Origin of the sequence: Methylophaga thalassica MP (assembly GCF_000214595.1) — a bacterium.
Lineage (GTDB): Bacteria > Pseudomonadota > Gammaproteobacteria > Nitrosococcales > Methylophagaceae > Methylophaga > Methylophaga thalassica.
In genome coordinates, this window is sequence record NZ_AFIG01000001.1 from 372,615 (window position 1) to 386,156 (window position 13,542).

Annotated in this window: 14 protein-coding genes; 11 read left to right on the top strand and 3 right to left on the bottom strand. The window is 42.0% G+C overall.

Annotated features, from left to right (window positions below; all coding sequences use genetic code 11):
• The first annotated feature begins 1 nt into the window (after position 1).
• Positions 2–631, top strand: coding sequence for an SCO family protein (locus tag MAMP_RS01750; protein ID WP_007144251.1), 630 nt, complete (start codon positions 2–4; stop codon positions 629–631).
• Here MAMP_RS01750 and MAMP_RS01755 read toward each other — a convergent pair.
• On the bottom strand, positions 613–1,539 hold the full coding sequence (locus tag MAMP_RS01755; protein ID WP_007144252.1) for a hydrogen peroxide-inducible genes activator: 927 nt from the start codon (positions 1,537–1,539) through the stop codon (positions 613–615). The genes MAMP_RS01750 and MAMP_RS01755 overlap by 19 nt on opposite strands.
• A gap of 212 nt (positions 1,540–1,751) precedes the next feature.
• On the opposite strand from MAMP_RS01755, the gene rd reads away from it, so the two are divergent.
• The 4 genes from rd (at position 1,752) to MAMP_RS01775 (ending at position 6,324) form a co-directional block, all read left to right on the top strand.
• Positions 1,752–1,916: a rubredoxin gene (rd, locus tag MAMP_RS01760; protein ID WP_007144253.1), complete on the top strand. Its 165-nt coding sequence runs from the start codon at positions 1,752–1,754 to the stop codon at positions 1,914–1,916.
• 177 nt (positions 1,917–2,093) lie between these two features.
• Positions 2,094–3,170, top strand: a complete 1,077-nt coding sequence (gene recF, locus MAMP_RS01765) for a DNA replication/repair protein RecF (protein WP_007144254.1) — start codon at positions 2,094–2,096, stop codon at positions 3,168–3,170.
• A gap of 82 nt (positions 3,171–3,252) precedes the next feature.
• Complete coding sequence (gene gyrB / locus MAMP_RS01770; protein ID WP_007144255.1) at positions 3,253–5,673, top strand: DNA topoisomerase (ATP-hydrolyzing) subunit B; 2,421 nt, start codon at positions 3,253–3,255, stop codon at positions 5,671–5,673.
• Between the two features lie 87 nt (positions 5,674–5,760).
• Complete coding sequence (locus MAMP_RS01775) at positions 5,761–6,324, top strand: cytochrome b (RefSeq protein WP_007144256.1); 564 nt, start codon at positions 5,761–5,763, stop codon at positions 6,322–6,324.
• A gap of 70 nt (positions 6,325–6,394) precedes the next feature.
• Here MAMP_RS01775 and MAMP_RS01780 read toward each other — a convergent pair whose 3' ends face one another.
• Positions 6,395–7,708, bottom strand: coding sequence for an NAD(P)/FAD-dependent oxidoreductase (locus tag MAMP_RS01780; RefSeq protein ID WP_007144257.1), 1,314 nt, complete (start codon positions 7,706–7,708; stop codon positions 6,395–6,397).
• A gap of 140 nt (positions 7,709–7,848) precedes the next feature.
• On the opposite strand from MAMP_RS01780, the gene MAMP_RS01785 reads away from it, so the two are divergent.
• From MAMP_RS01785 to MAMP_RS01805, 5 genes are all read left to right on the top strand, one after another.
• Positions 7,849–8,397 carry a flavoprotein gene (locus MAMP_RS01785; protein ID WP_007144258.1) on the top strand — a complete coding sequence of 183 codons (549 nt, stop codon included), beginning with the start codon at positions 7,849–7,851 and terminating at the stop codon, positions 8,395–8,397.
• Positions 8,398–8,404: 7 nt separating this feature from the next.
• Positions 8,405–9,976: a DUF6513 domain-containing protein gene (locus MAMP_RS01790; RefSeq protein ID WP_007144259.1), complete on the top strand. Its 1,572-nt coding sequence runs from the start codon at positions 8,405–8,407 to the stop codon at positions 9,974–9,976.
• Positions 9,948–10,526, top strand: coding sequence for a DUF447 domain-containing protein (locus MAMP_RS01795; protein ID WP_007144260.1), 579 nt, complete (start codon positions 9,948–9,950; stop codon positions 10,524–10,526). The genes MAMP_RS01790 and MAMP_RS01795 overlap by 29 nt, the downstream gene beginning before the upstream one ends.
• A complete protein-coding gene (locus tag MAMP_RS01800) occupies positions 10,516–11,202 on the top strand; it encodes a (5-formylfuran-3-yl)methyl phosphate synthase (RefSeq protein WP_007144261.1) in 687 nt (228 codons plus the stop codon). Before MAMP_RS01795 ends, MAMP_RS01800 begins: the two co-directional genes overlap by 11 nt.
• A gap of 70 nt (positions 11,203–11,272) precedes the next feature.
• A complete protein-coding gene (locus tag MAMP_RS01805) occupies positions 11,273–12,139 on the top strand; it encodes a DNA ligase (RefSeq protein ID WP_007144262.1) in 867 nt (288 codons plus the stop codon).
• Positions 12,140–12,246: 107 nt separating this feature from the next.
• Here MAMP_RS01805 and MAMP_RS01810 read toward each other — a convergent pair whose 3' ends face one another.
• The gene (locus MAMP_RS01810) at positions 12,247–12,486 is read right to left on the bottom strand and encodes a DUF2798 domain-containing protein (protein WP_007144263.1); all 240 of its coding nucleotides are present in this window, start codon (positions 12,484–12,486) and stop codon (positions 12,247–12,249) included.
• A gap of 126 nt (positions 12,487–12,612) precedes the next feature.
• Here MAMP_RS01810 and MAMP_RS01815 point away from each other — a divergent pair, with 126 nt between their 5' ends.
• Positions 12,613–13,533, top strand: coding sequence for a LysR family transcriptional regulator (locus MAMP_RS01815; RefSeq protein WP_007144264.1), 921 nt, complete (start codon positions 12,613–12,615; stop codon positions 13,531–13,533).
• Positions 13,534–13,542: the final 9 nt, after the last annotated feature.

Sequence of the window (13,542 nt, forward strand, 5' to 3'; positions counted from 1 at the left end):
GATGTTTAAGCCAATTAAAAGTGTTAATTCTAAGGCTTTTTTAGCGTTATATCTTGTTATTACACTGATTATTTTAGTGTTGTGGCTAAGCAGAATGGAGTTTACGCAACCAGACAGGCGTGATATTCCTGACAATCTGAGAAAATTTCTTATCTCCCCTCCACAACTGATACCTCAGTTTGTATTGCAAGGCCATGAAAAACAGGTATTAACGAATGTCTCCCTCGACGGCAAATGGAGCTTTGTCTACTTTACACACCTATATTGTGAGCCAGAGTGTACTGTTGTCGTAAAAGTGATGCAGCATTTGCAACGTTTATTTGCTGGTTCCTCAATACAGTTTTTAATTATTAACTTTGGCGATAATACCGACACTGCTTCCCTTTCCTTTCCTGACTTAAAAACCTTTGGCGGTTCATCGGAAGTTATCGAATCTATCACTAAAAGTGTCGACTTTTTATATTTAGAGCCTGAGGAATATGAACACAGCTTGAAAGTTGAACAACAGCATTATATTTATCTGATTGATCCTCAAGGGCGTGCTTATGCTGTATTCAAACCGCCTTTTACTTCCTTAGCTATTCAAAAAATATTTTTTCAGATACGCGACTTTTATGCTCGTAGTGAGTAATTAGTATCTGCTAAAGCATCAGAAAATGTTTTTGCCAGCTGCTCTAAGGTCGCTGTTCTTCTGAAGCTTGGTCGCCATACTAACCCTATCTCACGCATAGCTTGTTCTTTATCAGCAGCTAAAGGAACAAGACGAATGTCTGAATGTATAACCATATCTGAATTTATCGCCATGTCTGGTATAAGTGTGATCCCTAATCCACTGGCCACCATTTCAATCAGTGTATATAAGCTTGTTGCCTGAACGCTTTTACGTTGAGCTGATGCGGGTAATTGGCAAGCACTCAATGCGTGCTCTCGCAAACAGTGTCCTTCTGCTAATAGTAATAATTCATTAATAGGTAATTCATCAGCGCTCAACTTATCCTTATCGGCTAAGGGATGATTTTGTGGTAATGCTATCCAGAAGGGTTCTTTTGCAAACTCTCGATGTGTTAATCCGCGAGTATTGTATGGAAATGCCAATACAGCGACATCGATACTACCTGTTTCCAATTGATCTAACAGACGTTCTGACTGGTCTTCTATTAATACTATCTCAAGATCTGGCAATTGTTTTCTGACAGTGGGTAAGACTTTTGGCAATAAAAAAGGACTTATTGTCGGAATGATGCCAATTTGAATTCGACCAGATAATGGGTTCTTCTCCGATAAAGCAAGGTCAACAAGGTCTTCAGTCAATGATAGTATCTGTTGTGCTCTGCTGGCGATTTCTTCTCCGATCGGGGTCGGTAGTACTTTTCGGTTTGTCCTCTCTAATAAAGACACTTCAAGTAACTGCTCTAAGTCCTGAATACCGGCACTTAAAGTTGATTGTGTGACAAAGCATTTATCGGCAGCATGTCCAAAGTGTTTCTCTTCCACCACAGCAGTTAAATATTGCAGTTGTCTTAATGTCGGTAGTCGCATAATCGATATTTCCGTTTATTATCTTTATATTGATTTATAGCATAAATATTATATCTGCTAAACCTAATCTATTACTTTATCGACTTGCAGTAACGCTAATAGTTTTATTATTGTCTATTGACGAGGATTGATTGAGCGCAAACTCTTCAATTTTGTTAAGATTCTTTACTCATAATAACTAGATTTTATTCTCAAATACTCGGAGTTTTAGAATGAAGAAATGGCAATGTATTGTTTGTGGTTTTATCTATGATGAAGCAGAAGGTTTACCTGAAGAAGGAATTGCCCCTGGAACAGCTTGGGAAGATATTCCAGAAGACTGGGAATGTCCTGAATGTGGTGTTGGCAAAGACGATTTTGAAATGGTAGAAATCTAGAAGTTTCTTTTGTCCAAATCAAACGTCTTGATCTTATAGATAAATGGGTTCTATGTACATGAACATTAGTTCACAGAAGTGTTCTATTTATTGTTTTGTCGTAAATGATAACAACATATGAGGTTATTGATTTCTTTTGCAGTTCAGAAATAATTGTTTGGTCGTATAAGATTACTTGTGCTTTCACACCTGACCCTCGCTCATTTTCGTAATATTAGTTCTGCTACTCTATCCCCCTCTGAAGGTATTAACTTAATTCTTGGGGAAAATGGATCTGGTAAAACAAGTATTCTTGAAGCTCTACACTTACTTGCCATGGGTAGATCATTTCGATCGCGTCATCTGAAAAATATTGTCCAGCTAGAATATTCTCAATTTACGCTTTTTGCGCGTTCCTCTGAAATGACACCGGTTGGACTGTTATATGATATCCAGTCAGGGCTGCAAATTCGTTTGAATAATGCCCCGCTTAAAAAGTTATCAGATTTGGCAGTTAACACTCCTCTACAATTTATTTCTGCAAATTGTCACCAGTTTTTTGAGTTAGGCCCAAAATTTCGTCGCAAGATGATAGATTGGGGTATGTTCCACGTGGAACACAAATTTAATTATCACTGGCAAACGTATAAGAAAGCGCTACTTCAGAAGAATGCAGCATTAAAAAACAAAAAGTCTAGAAATGAGACTGAACTATGGAATCAATATTTAATAAAGCATGGTTTAATTATAACGGACTATCGTGAAGCTTATTTAGATAAGCTCGTTAGTGTTTTTGAGCCATTATTCCATAAGCTCTGTCCATCGCTGAGTGACTGCAAGTTTACCGTCAAGTACAACAAGGGTTGGAGTAAGGAAAAATCTTTAGCCGAAATCCTGGATGAAAATTATGAGCGTGATCGGATTATCGGCTATAGTCGCAATGGTCCACATTCTGCCGATTGGACATTACGTATTAATGATGCCTCTGCTGAAGAAATGCTTTCTAGGGGACAGCAAAAATTGTTTTACCTGGGCCTATGCATGGCACAAATAATCATTTTACTGAACGAAAAAGATGTCAAAAACACGGTTTTATTGATTGATGATCTAAGCTCAGAGCTGGATTGGAACCATCAAATAACAGTCATAGATACACTACGAAATCTACCTGTACAGAGTTTCATAACGAGTACAAATAGCGAACTCGCATCATTAATCAATACAGACAAAGAAAAAGTGTTCCACGTGAAACAAGGTGAAATGATAGCTTCATAATGAGACTGTCAACAAACCTGTATAAGTAGTAGAATAGAAGGTTATTCAGCACATCCTCCATTTGGCCAGGAATAGTTTGATTATGACAACGGAAAAAAACAACAACACTTACGACTCTTCGAATATAAAAGTCCTAAAAGGACTTGATGCAGTTAGAAAAAGACCTGGTATGTACATCGGTGATACCGATGATGGCACAGGATTGCACCACATGGTTTTCGAGGTGTTAGATAATGCAATTGATGAAGCGTTAGCCGGTCATTGTAGTGAAATTCAGGTGCGTATACATCCAGATGATTCAGTATCAGTCATTGATAATGGTCGTGGCATTCCTGTCGACATCCACGAAGAAGAAGGTGTTTCTGCTGCTGAAGTTATCATGACGGTTCTTCATGCTGGCGGTAAGTTCGATGATAATTCATACAAAGTGTCAGGTGGACTTCACGGTGTGGGGGTTTCTGTTGTTAATGCATTATCCAAAAAGCTGGCAATGGAAATTCATCGGAATAACAGAGTTTATAAACAAACCTATACACATGGTGTACCCGACTCGCCATTAACAGATGTTGCAGACACAGAGATAACAGGAACAAAAATTCAGTTCTGGCCAAGTGAAGAAACATTCACTAACGTGACGTTTGACTACAATATCTTGGCAAAACGTATCCGTGAATTAGCTTTTCTGAATTCAGGTGTAAAAATCGTTCTAACCGATGAGCGTAATGAAAAGACAGAAACCTTCTTTTACGAAGGTGGTATCACTGCTTTTGTTCAGCACCTTAATAAGAACAAAGATCTGATCCACGAAAATATTATCAAGATATCAGGTGTGCGTGATGATGTTGCTGTCGAGTTATCGATGCAATGGAACGATTCATATCAAGAAAATATTTATTGCTTTACCAATAATATTCCGCAACGTGATGGTGGTACACACCTAGCTGGATTTCGTGCAGCCCTGACCAGAACCTTAAATCAATATATTGAAAGTGAAGGTTTGGCGAAAAAGTCTAAAGTCACAACAAGTGGTGACGATGCTCGCGAAGGCTTAACAGCAGTGCTATCGGTTAAAGTCCCGGATCCTAAGTTTAGCTCTCAAACAAAAGATAAGTTGGTGTCGTCAGAAGTAAGAACAATTGTGGAATCTTATGTGAATGAGTTTTTCCACGATTTCTTAATCGAAAATCCTACCGATGCTAAATTAATCGCCAATAAAATGATTGACGCCGCCCGTGCTCGGGATGCAGCAAGAAAAGCGAGAGAATTGACACGCCGAAAAGGTGTATTAGATATTGCCGGACTACCAGGTAAACTAGCAGACTGCCAAGAGAGAGACCCTGCCCTATCAGAATTATTCTTAGTGGAAGGGGACTCGGCAGGTGGTAGTGCCAAACAAGGCCGTGACCGTCGTACACAAGCGATATTACCGCTGAAGGGAAAAATTCTTAACGTAGAAAGAGCGCGTTTTGACAAAATGATCAGCTCTGCAGAAGTCGGAACATTAATTACGGCTTTGGGCTGCGGTATTGGTCGTGATGAATATGATCCTGAAAAGCTCAGATATCATCATATTATTATCATGACGGATGCTGACGTTGACGGTTCACATATTCGTACGCTTCTACTGACATTCTTTTATCGTCAGATGCCCGAGTTAATAGAGCGTGGCCATGTTTATATTGCACAGCCACCTTTATATAAAATTAAAAAAGGCAAACAAGAACGTTACGTAAAAGATGATGCTGAGATGGAGCGTTATCTTACTGAAGTAGCATTAACGAATGCGAAATTATATCCGGCAGAAAATGCTCAACCGATTGAAGGTACTGCACTGGCGTCTCTAGTAACGGAATATCAAACGGTCAATTCAATTATTGGTAGATTGTCTAATCATTATTACCCTGCGTTTCTGGATAAATTGGTGTACGAGCCTCAGATTCCAGACATGAATGATGATGCGGCGATTAATGCATGGCTAGCAAATATTGAAGTTGCTTTAAACAAAGGACTGCCGACAGGTACACAATTTAAACTGAGCATCAAGCGTCAGGAAAATGAGCCCGTCGGTACCATTAATATTAGCTATAGCAGACATGGTATCAGCACAGACTATCACGTACCGGGTGAATTCTTTGATAGTACTGAATATCAGAAGATTTTAGTATTTTCTAATAAAATCAATGGTTTGTTCGGTGATGGTGCACGGGTTGAACGTGGTGAAAGACAACAAGAAGTCAGTTATTTCTCACAAGCGGTCACTTGGTTGTTAGCCGAAGCCAGACGAGGGCAACATGTCCAGCGCTATAAAGGTCTGGGAGAGATGAATCCTGATCAATTATGGGAAACCACAATGGATAAGTCTAAACGTAGACTACTTCAGGTAAGAATCAATGATGCTATTGCAGCCGATGAAACATTCAACACGCTGATGGGTGATAATGTTGAACCGCGTAGAGAATTTATTGAAACACATGCATTACAGGTCTCGAATCTGGATATCTAAATCCAGGAATCTTTCCTGATTAAATAAGTCATACAGCCGATAGGTTGTGTGACTTTTTTATGCATAAAAGAAAGTGAAGGAAACGGTATGTCCGAAACTGAAAATCAGTATGACTTGGTACAAAGAATCTTGCATTGGTTAATCGCACTGGCGATATTAGCGATGATTGCTATTGGGCTGTATATGGTTCAGCTTCCCAAAGAATGGGAATTACCGCCAGGCCAGGAGAGTGTAAGGGCGTTTTGGTTTTTATTGCACAAGTCACTCGGTATAAGTGTCGCTGTTCTCATTGTGCTGCGCATAGCGTGGCGATTATCACACAAAGCACCACAACTGCCCTCTTACATTCCATCGTGGCAACAGCGGCTTTCTGGCGGCGTTCATGGGCTATTATATGTATTGATGGTTGCTATGCCTTTCACCGGATATCTTCAGTCAATGTACAGCAAATACGATACTAAGCTCTGGGGCATTGTGTTACCCAGGCTAGCTGAAGCGGATCCTGATATGAGAGAGTATTTCAGTGAAATACATGAAATTCTTGCATTTACATTGATCGCTATACTAGTCATTCATATCGGCGCAGCAGTAAAACACCGTCTCAGTGGTAATACTATTAATCAGCGAATGTCATTATTTTCTAGGAAATAAAGAATGAGGCATCTCGGAAAAAAAAGGCCCTGACAGGGCCTTTTTTATATCGCTAAGCAAAAAAATAGGCTTAATGAAGTTTGATTTTAGGATGTACACTACGTCTAAAGATGTGTGATAACGACAGCATCGCTACACGGAAAGGCCCAAATAAGGCTACCTGATGCATCTTATACAGCGACAGATACATGAGACGCGCCATAAAGCCCTCAATCATCAAGCTACCTTTGCTCAGGTTGCCCATCAGGTTACCAACAGTACTGTACTTACCAAGAGAGACCAGTGAACCGTAATCATGATATTCAAATTCAGGTGCTACCTTACCTGCCATCCGGTTACGTATTGACTTGTATACAACAGATGCCATTTGATGGGCTGCTTGCGCGCGTGGTGGAACATTTTCATCGTGACCCTGCCATTTACATGCACAGCAATCGCCGATGGCGTAAATATCATCGTCAAGGGTTGTTTGCAGTGTCTGTCTGACGACAAGTTGATTCATCCAGTTAGTTTCAAGTCCAGCGATATCTTTCAGGAATTCAGGTGCTTTGATACCAGCTGCCCAAACTTTTATAGATGCAGGGATGGTTTTACCACTCTCAGTAAATATAGCCTTATCATTGACTTCTACGACGCGTTCGCCGGTAAGAACATCAACCCCCAGTTTTGTAAGTTCACTTGTGGTGGCTTCTGATAAGTTTTCTGGTAAACCAGGTAAAACGCGGTTTGCGGCTTCGATGATGCTAATTTTTACGTCCTGAGGTTGTACTTCATCCAGACCATAAGCCGTCAGTAAGTGAGAAACCTCATGCAATTGAGCACTAAGTTCTATACCAGTAGCCCCCGCGCCGACAATTGCGATATTTAGCTGGCCTTCGTCTAGCGGTTTGCCTTGCGTATGCGCGCGCAGATAAGCCTCAAGCAGTTTATTCTGGAAAGATTCAGCTTGTTTAGTTGTATCGAGGAATAAACAATGATCACGAACACCTTTTATACCAAAATCGTGACTGACGCTGCCGACAGATATCACAAGATAGTCATATTCAAATTCACGACGAGGAATAATCTCAACACCATCGGGGTTGAGCGTTGGTGCAAGAGATATTGTCTTGCGGTTTCTGTCGAGACCATCCATTTTGCCAAGACGGAAGCGAAATCCGCTAGCGTTTGCCTGACTCAGGTATTCAATTTCGTCTTCATGAGAATCGAGCGTGCCAGCTGCAACTTCATGAAGAAGTGGTTTCCAGATGTGAGTGTGCGTATTATCGACAAGCGTAATTTCAGCCTTGCCTTTTTTACCCAGTTTTTTGCCGAGTTTAGTGACCAATTCAAGGCCACCTGCTCCACCACCGACAACCACAATTTTTGGAATACTGTTAGACATTCGCAAAGGCTCCAATCTGACGCAAAATTACAATGAGTTATCGATTTTAACGTAAAAAACCTTATAAAACCTATCTTATTTTTACTATATCTGTTTAGTCTGGCAAAATTTACACCTTAACTTATTCACAGAGAAATGAAATGCAAGCAAGGCCTGAAAAACCTCGTCTGGCTTGGGCTGTTACTGGCTCAGGGCATTACCTGAAAGAGTGTCTGGAAATTGTCCGGGAATTAGAGGATGTGGACTTGTTTTATAGCCGTGCAGGTGAAGAAGTCGTGAGAATGTACGGATATGACCCAAAATCCCAAGTACCAGAGGGACGGGTTTACCGTGACAGAGCGGCCAGTGCGCCACCTGTGGGCCTTTTTTATCGAGGTGATTACCATAGTTTAGTAGTAGCACCAGCGACATCTAATACCGTGGCTAAGATGGTATTAGGCATTTCTGACACCTTAGTGACAAACATTTTTGCTCAGGCAGGTAAGTGCCAAATCCCAAGTATCGTACTGGCCTGTGACTCTGAGCCGGAGATTGATACACCTGCACCAGATCGAATCGTGCGTGTTTGGCCACGCAGGATCGATCTTGAGCACACCAAGACGTTGAAAACATTCGAAGCAACCACCGTCGTAGACGATGCTGACCAGCTGTTTGCTGCACTGAAAATACGCCTGAAAGAGGTGGGCTGAGTCCCGCATGTCTGAAAGAATTTTGTTTATCACCGGCAAGCTTGCAGAACCAAGTGTAAATAAGGTTTTACAGGAAATGGCACCCCTGCCATTTGATTACCGGGTACACCAAATTGGTGCGTCGGTGGCGGCGTTGATAACGGATGCGATGATCGCACGCAGGCTTAAAGCAGAAGACTATCAGGACTGTGACGAAATTATCGTACCGGGGCGGTGCCGTGGTGACCTTGAAGCGCTGGGTAAAGAATTAGGTATTAAAATAACACGTGGACCAGATGAAATTAAGGATCTGCCAATCCACTTTGGTCGAGCAAAAAAACGCCCCGATCTGAGCCGCTATTCCGTTGATATTTTCGCCGAAATTGTTGATGCACCAGAACGTACGATTGATAGCATTATCGACCGAGCAAACTATTACCGTGATAATGGTGCCGATGTCATTGATATTGGTTGCTTACCTCAAGAGTCATTTCCACACCTTGAAGAAGCTGTTAAAGCATTACATGATAATGGTTTTAAAGTAAGTGTGGACTCACTATCATTGCCGGACTTAAAAAGAGCCGCTAATGCTGGCGCGGACTACTTATTGAGCCTTACTGAAAAAACCATCGACCTTGCTAAAGAAACCGATGCTATACCGATATTAGTTCCAGCTGAACCAGGTTCACTCGAGTCATTAGAGCGAGCGATGGAAACAATGGAACGATGGGGCAAACCGTATATTGCTGATCCAATATTGGATCCTATCCATTTTGGCCTGACAGCGTCTATCGTTCGTTATTATCAATTAAGAGAAAAATACCCTGATATTCCCATAATGATGGGAGTGGGTAATTTAACTGAGCTTACAGATGCAGACACCAGCGGCATCAATGCGATGCTGTTTGGCATTATTTCAGAGTTGAATGTGAGTTGTGTTTTGGCTACCGAAGTCAGCCCGCATGCGCGACGAGCTATCAGGGAAGCGGATGTGTCAAGGAGAATGATGTATGCAGCCAAACAGGATAATAGTTTACCGCGAGATTTTACGGCTGACCTTCTAGTTGCGCATGAACGGAAACCCTTTACGGATAGTCGGGATGAAATTATAGCGCTGGCTGAAAATATTAAAGATCCGAACTATCGTATAAAAATTGCAGCTGATGGCATCTATTTGTTTAATCGTGACGGTATTATTCATGATGTGGATCCGTTTGAGTTTTATCCACACCTTGAAGTAGAAAATGATCCTGGACATGCATTTTACTTGGGTGTGGAACTTGCCAGAGCACAAACAGCCTGGGAATTAGGTAAACGTTATACTCAGGATGAAGAACTTCAGTGGGGTTGTGCTGTATCGAGAGAGGAAGACGATCTCAGCGAGCAGAGAGAAGAAGGCACCACGATGAAGAAAACAAAGAAACAACGTGCCTGCGGGACAGCTGAGGCCAGTGATACCGCGCGAGAAAGTATGAAAAAAATCGTGCGTGATGAGAAAGCCCCTAAAGTGAAAAAACGACGTACGGCCTGTGGAACGGCAGAGTCCGATAAAAAGAAAAAGGAGCGCCCCTGTGGCACGGCTGACCGCAAAGATTCATGAAGTCATCGTAACAACAAAAAATGCTGATGGTACGGCGCATCATGCGCCGATGGGAATTAGTGAAGTAAATAATTACTTTCAAATAAAACCATTTAAAACCTCAACAACATACAACAATCTGATGAACCAGCGGTCGTGTAGTATTAATTATATTGATGATGTTCGTGTATTTGCTGGGGCATTAACCGGGCATCGCCAATGGCCAACATCACCATGCGAAAAGGTGGATGGGATCTATTTGACGGATGCGCTAAGTCATAGTGAAATCGCAATTCAGAATGTGGATGACGATGATCCGCGTGCATGTTTTTATGGTGCTGTGGTAAATGAACAGCAACACGGCTTATTTCGTGGTTATAACCGTGCCCAAAGCGCCGTGATTGAAGCCGCGATTTTGGTCAGTCGACTGTCCATGCTGCCGGAACAAAAAATTCGCGATGAAATTAACTACTTAACCATTGGTATGGAAAAAACCGCGGGAGAACGCGAGTGGGAAGCCTGGGGATGGTTAATGGAAAAGGTTAAACAAGCAGGTATCGATGTCGAATAACACAAAGTGGCTTGCCAGCGTGCAATCGCTGGAAGAAGCGCAAAGCTTGAACGAGTGTCTGCCAGATATACTCGACATGAAACAACCGGCACAAGGCGCCTTGGGTGCCCTGCCACTGGATGTGGTGAAAAATGTCGTCAAATGGGCATCAGGTCGGTGTTTAACCAGTGCCACAGTTGGTGATTTGCCAATGCAGGTTCAATTCATTGAACCTGCAATTATGAAGATGGCTGAAACAGGTGTGGATTATGTCAAAGTAGGCTTATTTGGCGGCGATGAGCAGGCTGAATGTCTGCAAGAATTAACGCCGGTTATCAAACAACTTAATACACCGGTCATTGCCGTGACGTTTGCTGATCGTCACTATGAAAAGGATGTGATAAAACAGGTATTGCAGACAGGATTTAGCGGTGTAATGATCGATACCGCTGAAAAAAATGGTCGTTCCTTGTTGGATCTTTGGTCCGTTGATGCCCTGACTGACTTTGTAAACGTCGTAAAAGATGCACAACAATTATGTGGTTTGGCAGGTGCATTACGCATTGATGACATTGCTACCCTGCGAACATTACAGCCGGACTATCTTGGCTTTCGCAGTGCCCTTTGTCCAGACCGAAAACGAAATGGAACCTTATCCGTAACATTGGCCAAAACTATCGCGTCAGCGTTACAGTAAACGTTATCAGCAGGCTTTATTGGCAGGACGCCAGTGAAATAGGTCATCATTAAATCGCAAGGAGGCGAACATGCAACTTGTTCAACGTTTTATCCGTGTTTTTTTAATTCTTACCCTGCTTACCTTTAACGGGATCGTTCATGCTGCTCAGGCCATGCCGCCAGTGCAGCTGGCCAGTGTGTATAAGTCAGAAAATGCTGAGCCAATATCAGCCTACCTCGTCAGCGAGAAATTTGATGGTGTTCGAGCTATATGGACCGGCACAGAACTATTGACGCGAAGTGGAAACCTTATTAATGCCCCGGAATGGTTTACTGCTCCCCTCCCTGATGTGTGGTTGGACGGTGAGTTGTGGACAACGCATCAGGACTTTGCCCGGCTCAGTGGTATTGTGAGAACACAAACACCCGTTGATGAGGAGTGGCAACATGTTAGTTACCGCGTATTTGATATGCCTGATAAAAAATTGCCGTTTGAGCAACGTTATCAAAACTACACTCGTTTAATCACTAAACTAGATCTGCCTCACCTCAAAACAGTTAAACAACAACGCGTTGCGAGTGATAGCGCATTACAAGACCTATTACAGCAAAAGCTTGAGCACGGCGCGGAAGGTCTGATTCTACACCTGGCCTCTGCCAAACATCAGGGTGGCAGAACAGAAGCATTATTAAAATTAAAACCTTACGACGATGAAGAAGCCGTCGTTATTGGACATCTGCCTGGTAAAGGCAAATATACCCATCAGTTAGGTGCCTTACGCGTTAAAAATGACCGAGGTCAAATTTTCGCTATCGGCAGTGGTTTATCCGATCAAGATCGCCTAAATCCGCCTGCGATTGGCACGGTTATCACCTATCGTTATCAAGGTTATACCAAAAAAGGCTTGCCACGTTTTGCTCGTTTTTTGCGTATCCGTGACACCGAGCTGGATTAAATCTGACAAATAAGAAGAATTGGCCATGCGTTTGATTTTTAGTTTTCTCAACATTGATATAAACGTAACAATGTATGGTCGGTTTGTATCACTGTATATGTTTAATTTTAGCTAACGTGAACGGTTTTTTTCACCAGAATGGCTACTATAGGTCTGACAATAAGAACGCAAATAAAAGCCGCTGGCATGGCAATTTTATAAGCATGTAAAACATCACTGATATAGTGCGAAGACAAACCCTGGTTAACGCCAGTAATGATTAAGCACATTAACATGGCCATAATCCCTGCCATATAAAAAGCAAAAACATAAGATGTCAATTTGACGGGTAATTTCTTTGTTTTCATTACTTACTCCTCTTAATTCAGGGTGAGAAGTTTAACTATGTTACTGTTAAGTAAATAGAGGGTATAAACTAAATAAATTATTAAGTTAAAGTTAGTAATGTTGTGTTGCTTATAGGGAATCAACAGATGGATACGATGCGTGGTGTAGAGAGTTTTGTCAGATCGGTGGAGTTAGGCAGTCTTGCAGCCGCATCAAGAAGGTTAGGTATTAGCGCAGCGGCGGTCAGCCAGAATATTGCCCGATTAGAGTCTGCTTTAGCTACACGTTTACTTACCAGAACGACAAGAAGTCTGGCATTAACAGATAGCGGAGAAGTTTATTACCAGCGAGTAAAAGGTCTGTTGCAAGAGATGGAGCTGGCGGCAGAAGCTGTTTCATTAGTTGATGGTAAAGTGTCTGGACGACTGAAAATAGCCTGCTCTGCAGCCTTTGCACGGCATGTATTAGCTCCGTTACTCCCCATGTTTTATGAGCAGTATCCAAAACTGAGTATAGAGCTTATGGCCAGTGACAGACATGTTGACCATCGGCAGGAAGGCATTGATGTCAGTATTCGAATTCGAGAGCAACTGGATGATAGCCTGGTGGCGAATCGACTTACTACCGTTCCGCTTGTTTATTGTGCTTCCCCTGATTATCTAGATAAAAATGGTGTTCCAGATTCTATTGCTGAATTACGTCAGCATAGATGTTTGCTGTTTAAAATTCCTGTTGATGAAAAAATAGTCGGGTGGTCTTTTATAAGACATGGTGAACGTTTCCAACCAGAAGTCAGAACAGCCATGGTTTGTGATGATATTGATATGTTGGCAAATATCACCGTTGCAGGCGGCGGTATTGCGAGATTAGCAGCTTTCGTTGCAACCCCTTATATTGCTGAAGGAAGACTCATTCCCTTATTTGAAGCTGGCAATCACTCTGAACTTCATGGTGAAGCGGAACCTTTAGATTATTATTTCTGTGTTGCTGATCGTTTTGCAAAAACGCTAAAAGTACGGGTTTTTCAGGACTTTTTACATCAAAATTTACCTAATAGCTGGGAGTAAAGGGGAGTA

Bases quoted from the DNA above. Each gene is read 5' to 3' on its own strand.
- gyrB (WP_007144255.1), top strand. From the start codon at position 3,253: ATGACAACGGAAAAAAACAACAACACTTACGACTCTTCGAATATAAAA.
- MAMP_RS01775 (WP_007144256.1), top strand. From the start codon at position 5,761: ATGTCCGAAACTGAAAATCAGTATGACTTGGTACAAAGAATCTTGCAT.
- MAMP_RS01780 (WP_007144257.1), bottom strand. From the start codon at position 7,708: ATGTCTAACAGTATTCCAAAAATTGTGGTTGTCGGTGGTGGAGCAGGT.
- MAMP_RS01800 (WP_007144261.1), top strand. From the start codon at position 10,516: ATGTCGAATAACACAAAGTGGCTTGCCAGCGTGCAATCGCTGGAAGAA.
- MAMP_RS01815 (WP_007144264.1), top strand. From the start codon at position 12,613: ATGGATACGATGCGTGGTGTAGAGAGTTTTGTCAGATCGGTGGAGTTA.
- rd (WP_007144253.1), top strand. From the start codon at position 1,752: ATGAAGAAATGGCAATGTATTGTTTGTGGTTTTATCTATGATGAAGCA.
- MAMP_RS01750 (WP_007144251.1), top strand. From the start codon at position 2: ATGTTTAAGCCAATTAAAAGTGTTAATTCTAAGGCTTTTTTAGCGTTA.
- MAMP_RS01805 (WP_007144262.1), top strand. From the start codon at position 11,273: ATGCAACTTGTTCAACGTTTTATCCGTGTTTTTTTAATTCTTACCCTG.
- MAMP_RS01810 (WP_007144263.1), bottom strand. From the start codon at position 12,486: ATGAAAACAAAGAAATTACCCGTCAAATTGACATCTTATGTTTTTGCT.
- MAMP_RS01785 (WP_007144258.1), top strand. From the start codon at position 7,849: ATGCAAGCAAGGCCTGAAAAACCTCGTCTGGCTTGGGCTGTTACTGGC.
- MAMP_RS01790 (WP_007144259.1), top strand. From the start codon at position 8,405: ATGTCTGAAAGAATTTTGTTTATCACCGGCAAGCTTGCAGAACCAAGT.
- MAMP_RS01755 (WP_007144252.1), bottom strand. From the start codon at position 1,539: ATGCGACTACCGACATTAAGACAACTGCAATATTTAACTGCTGTGGTG.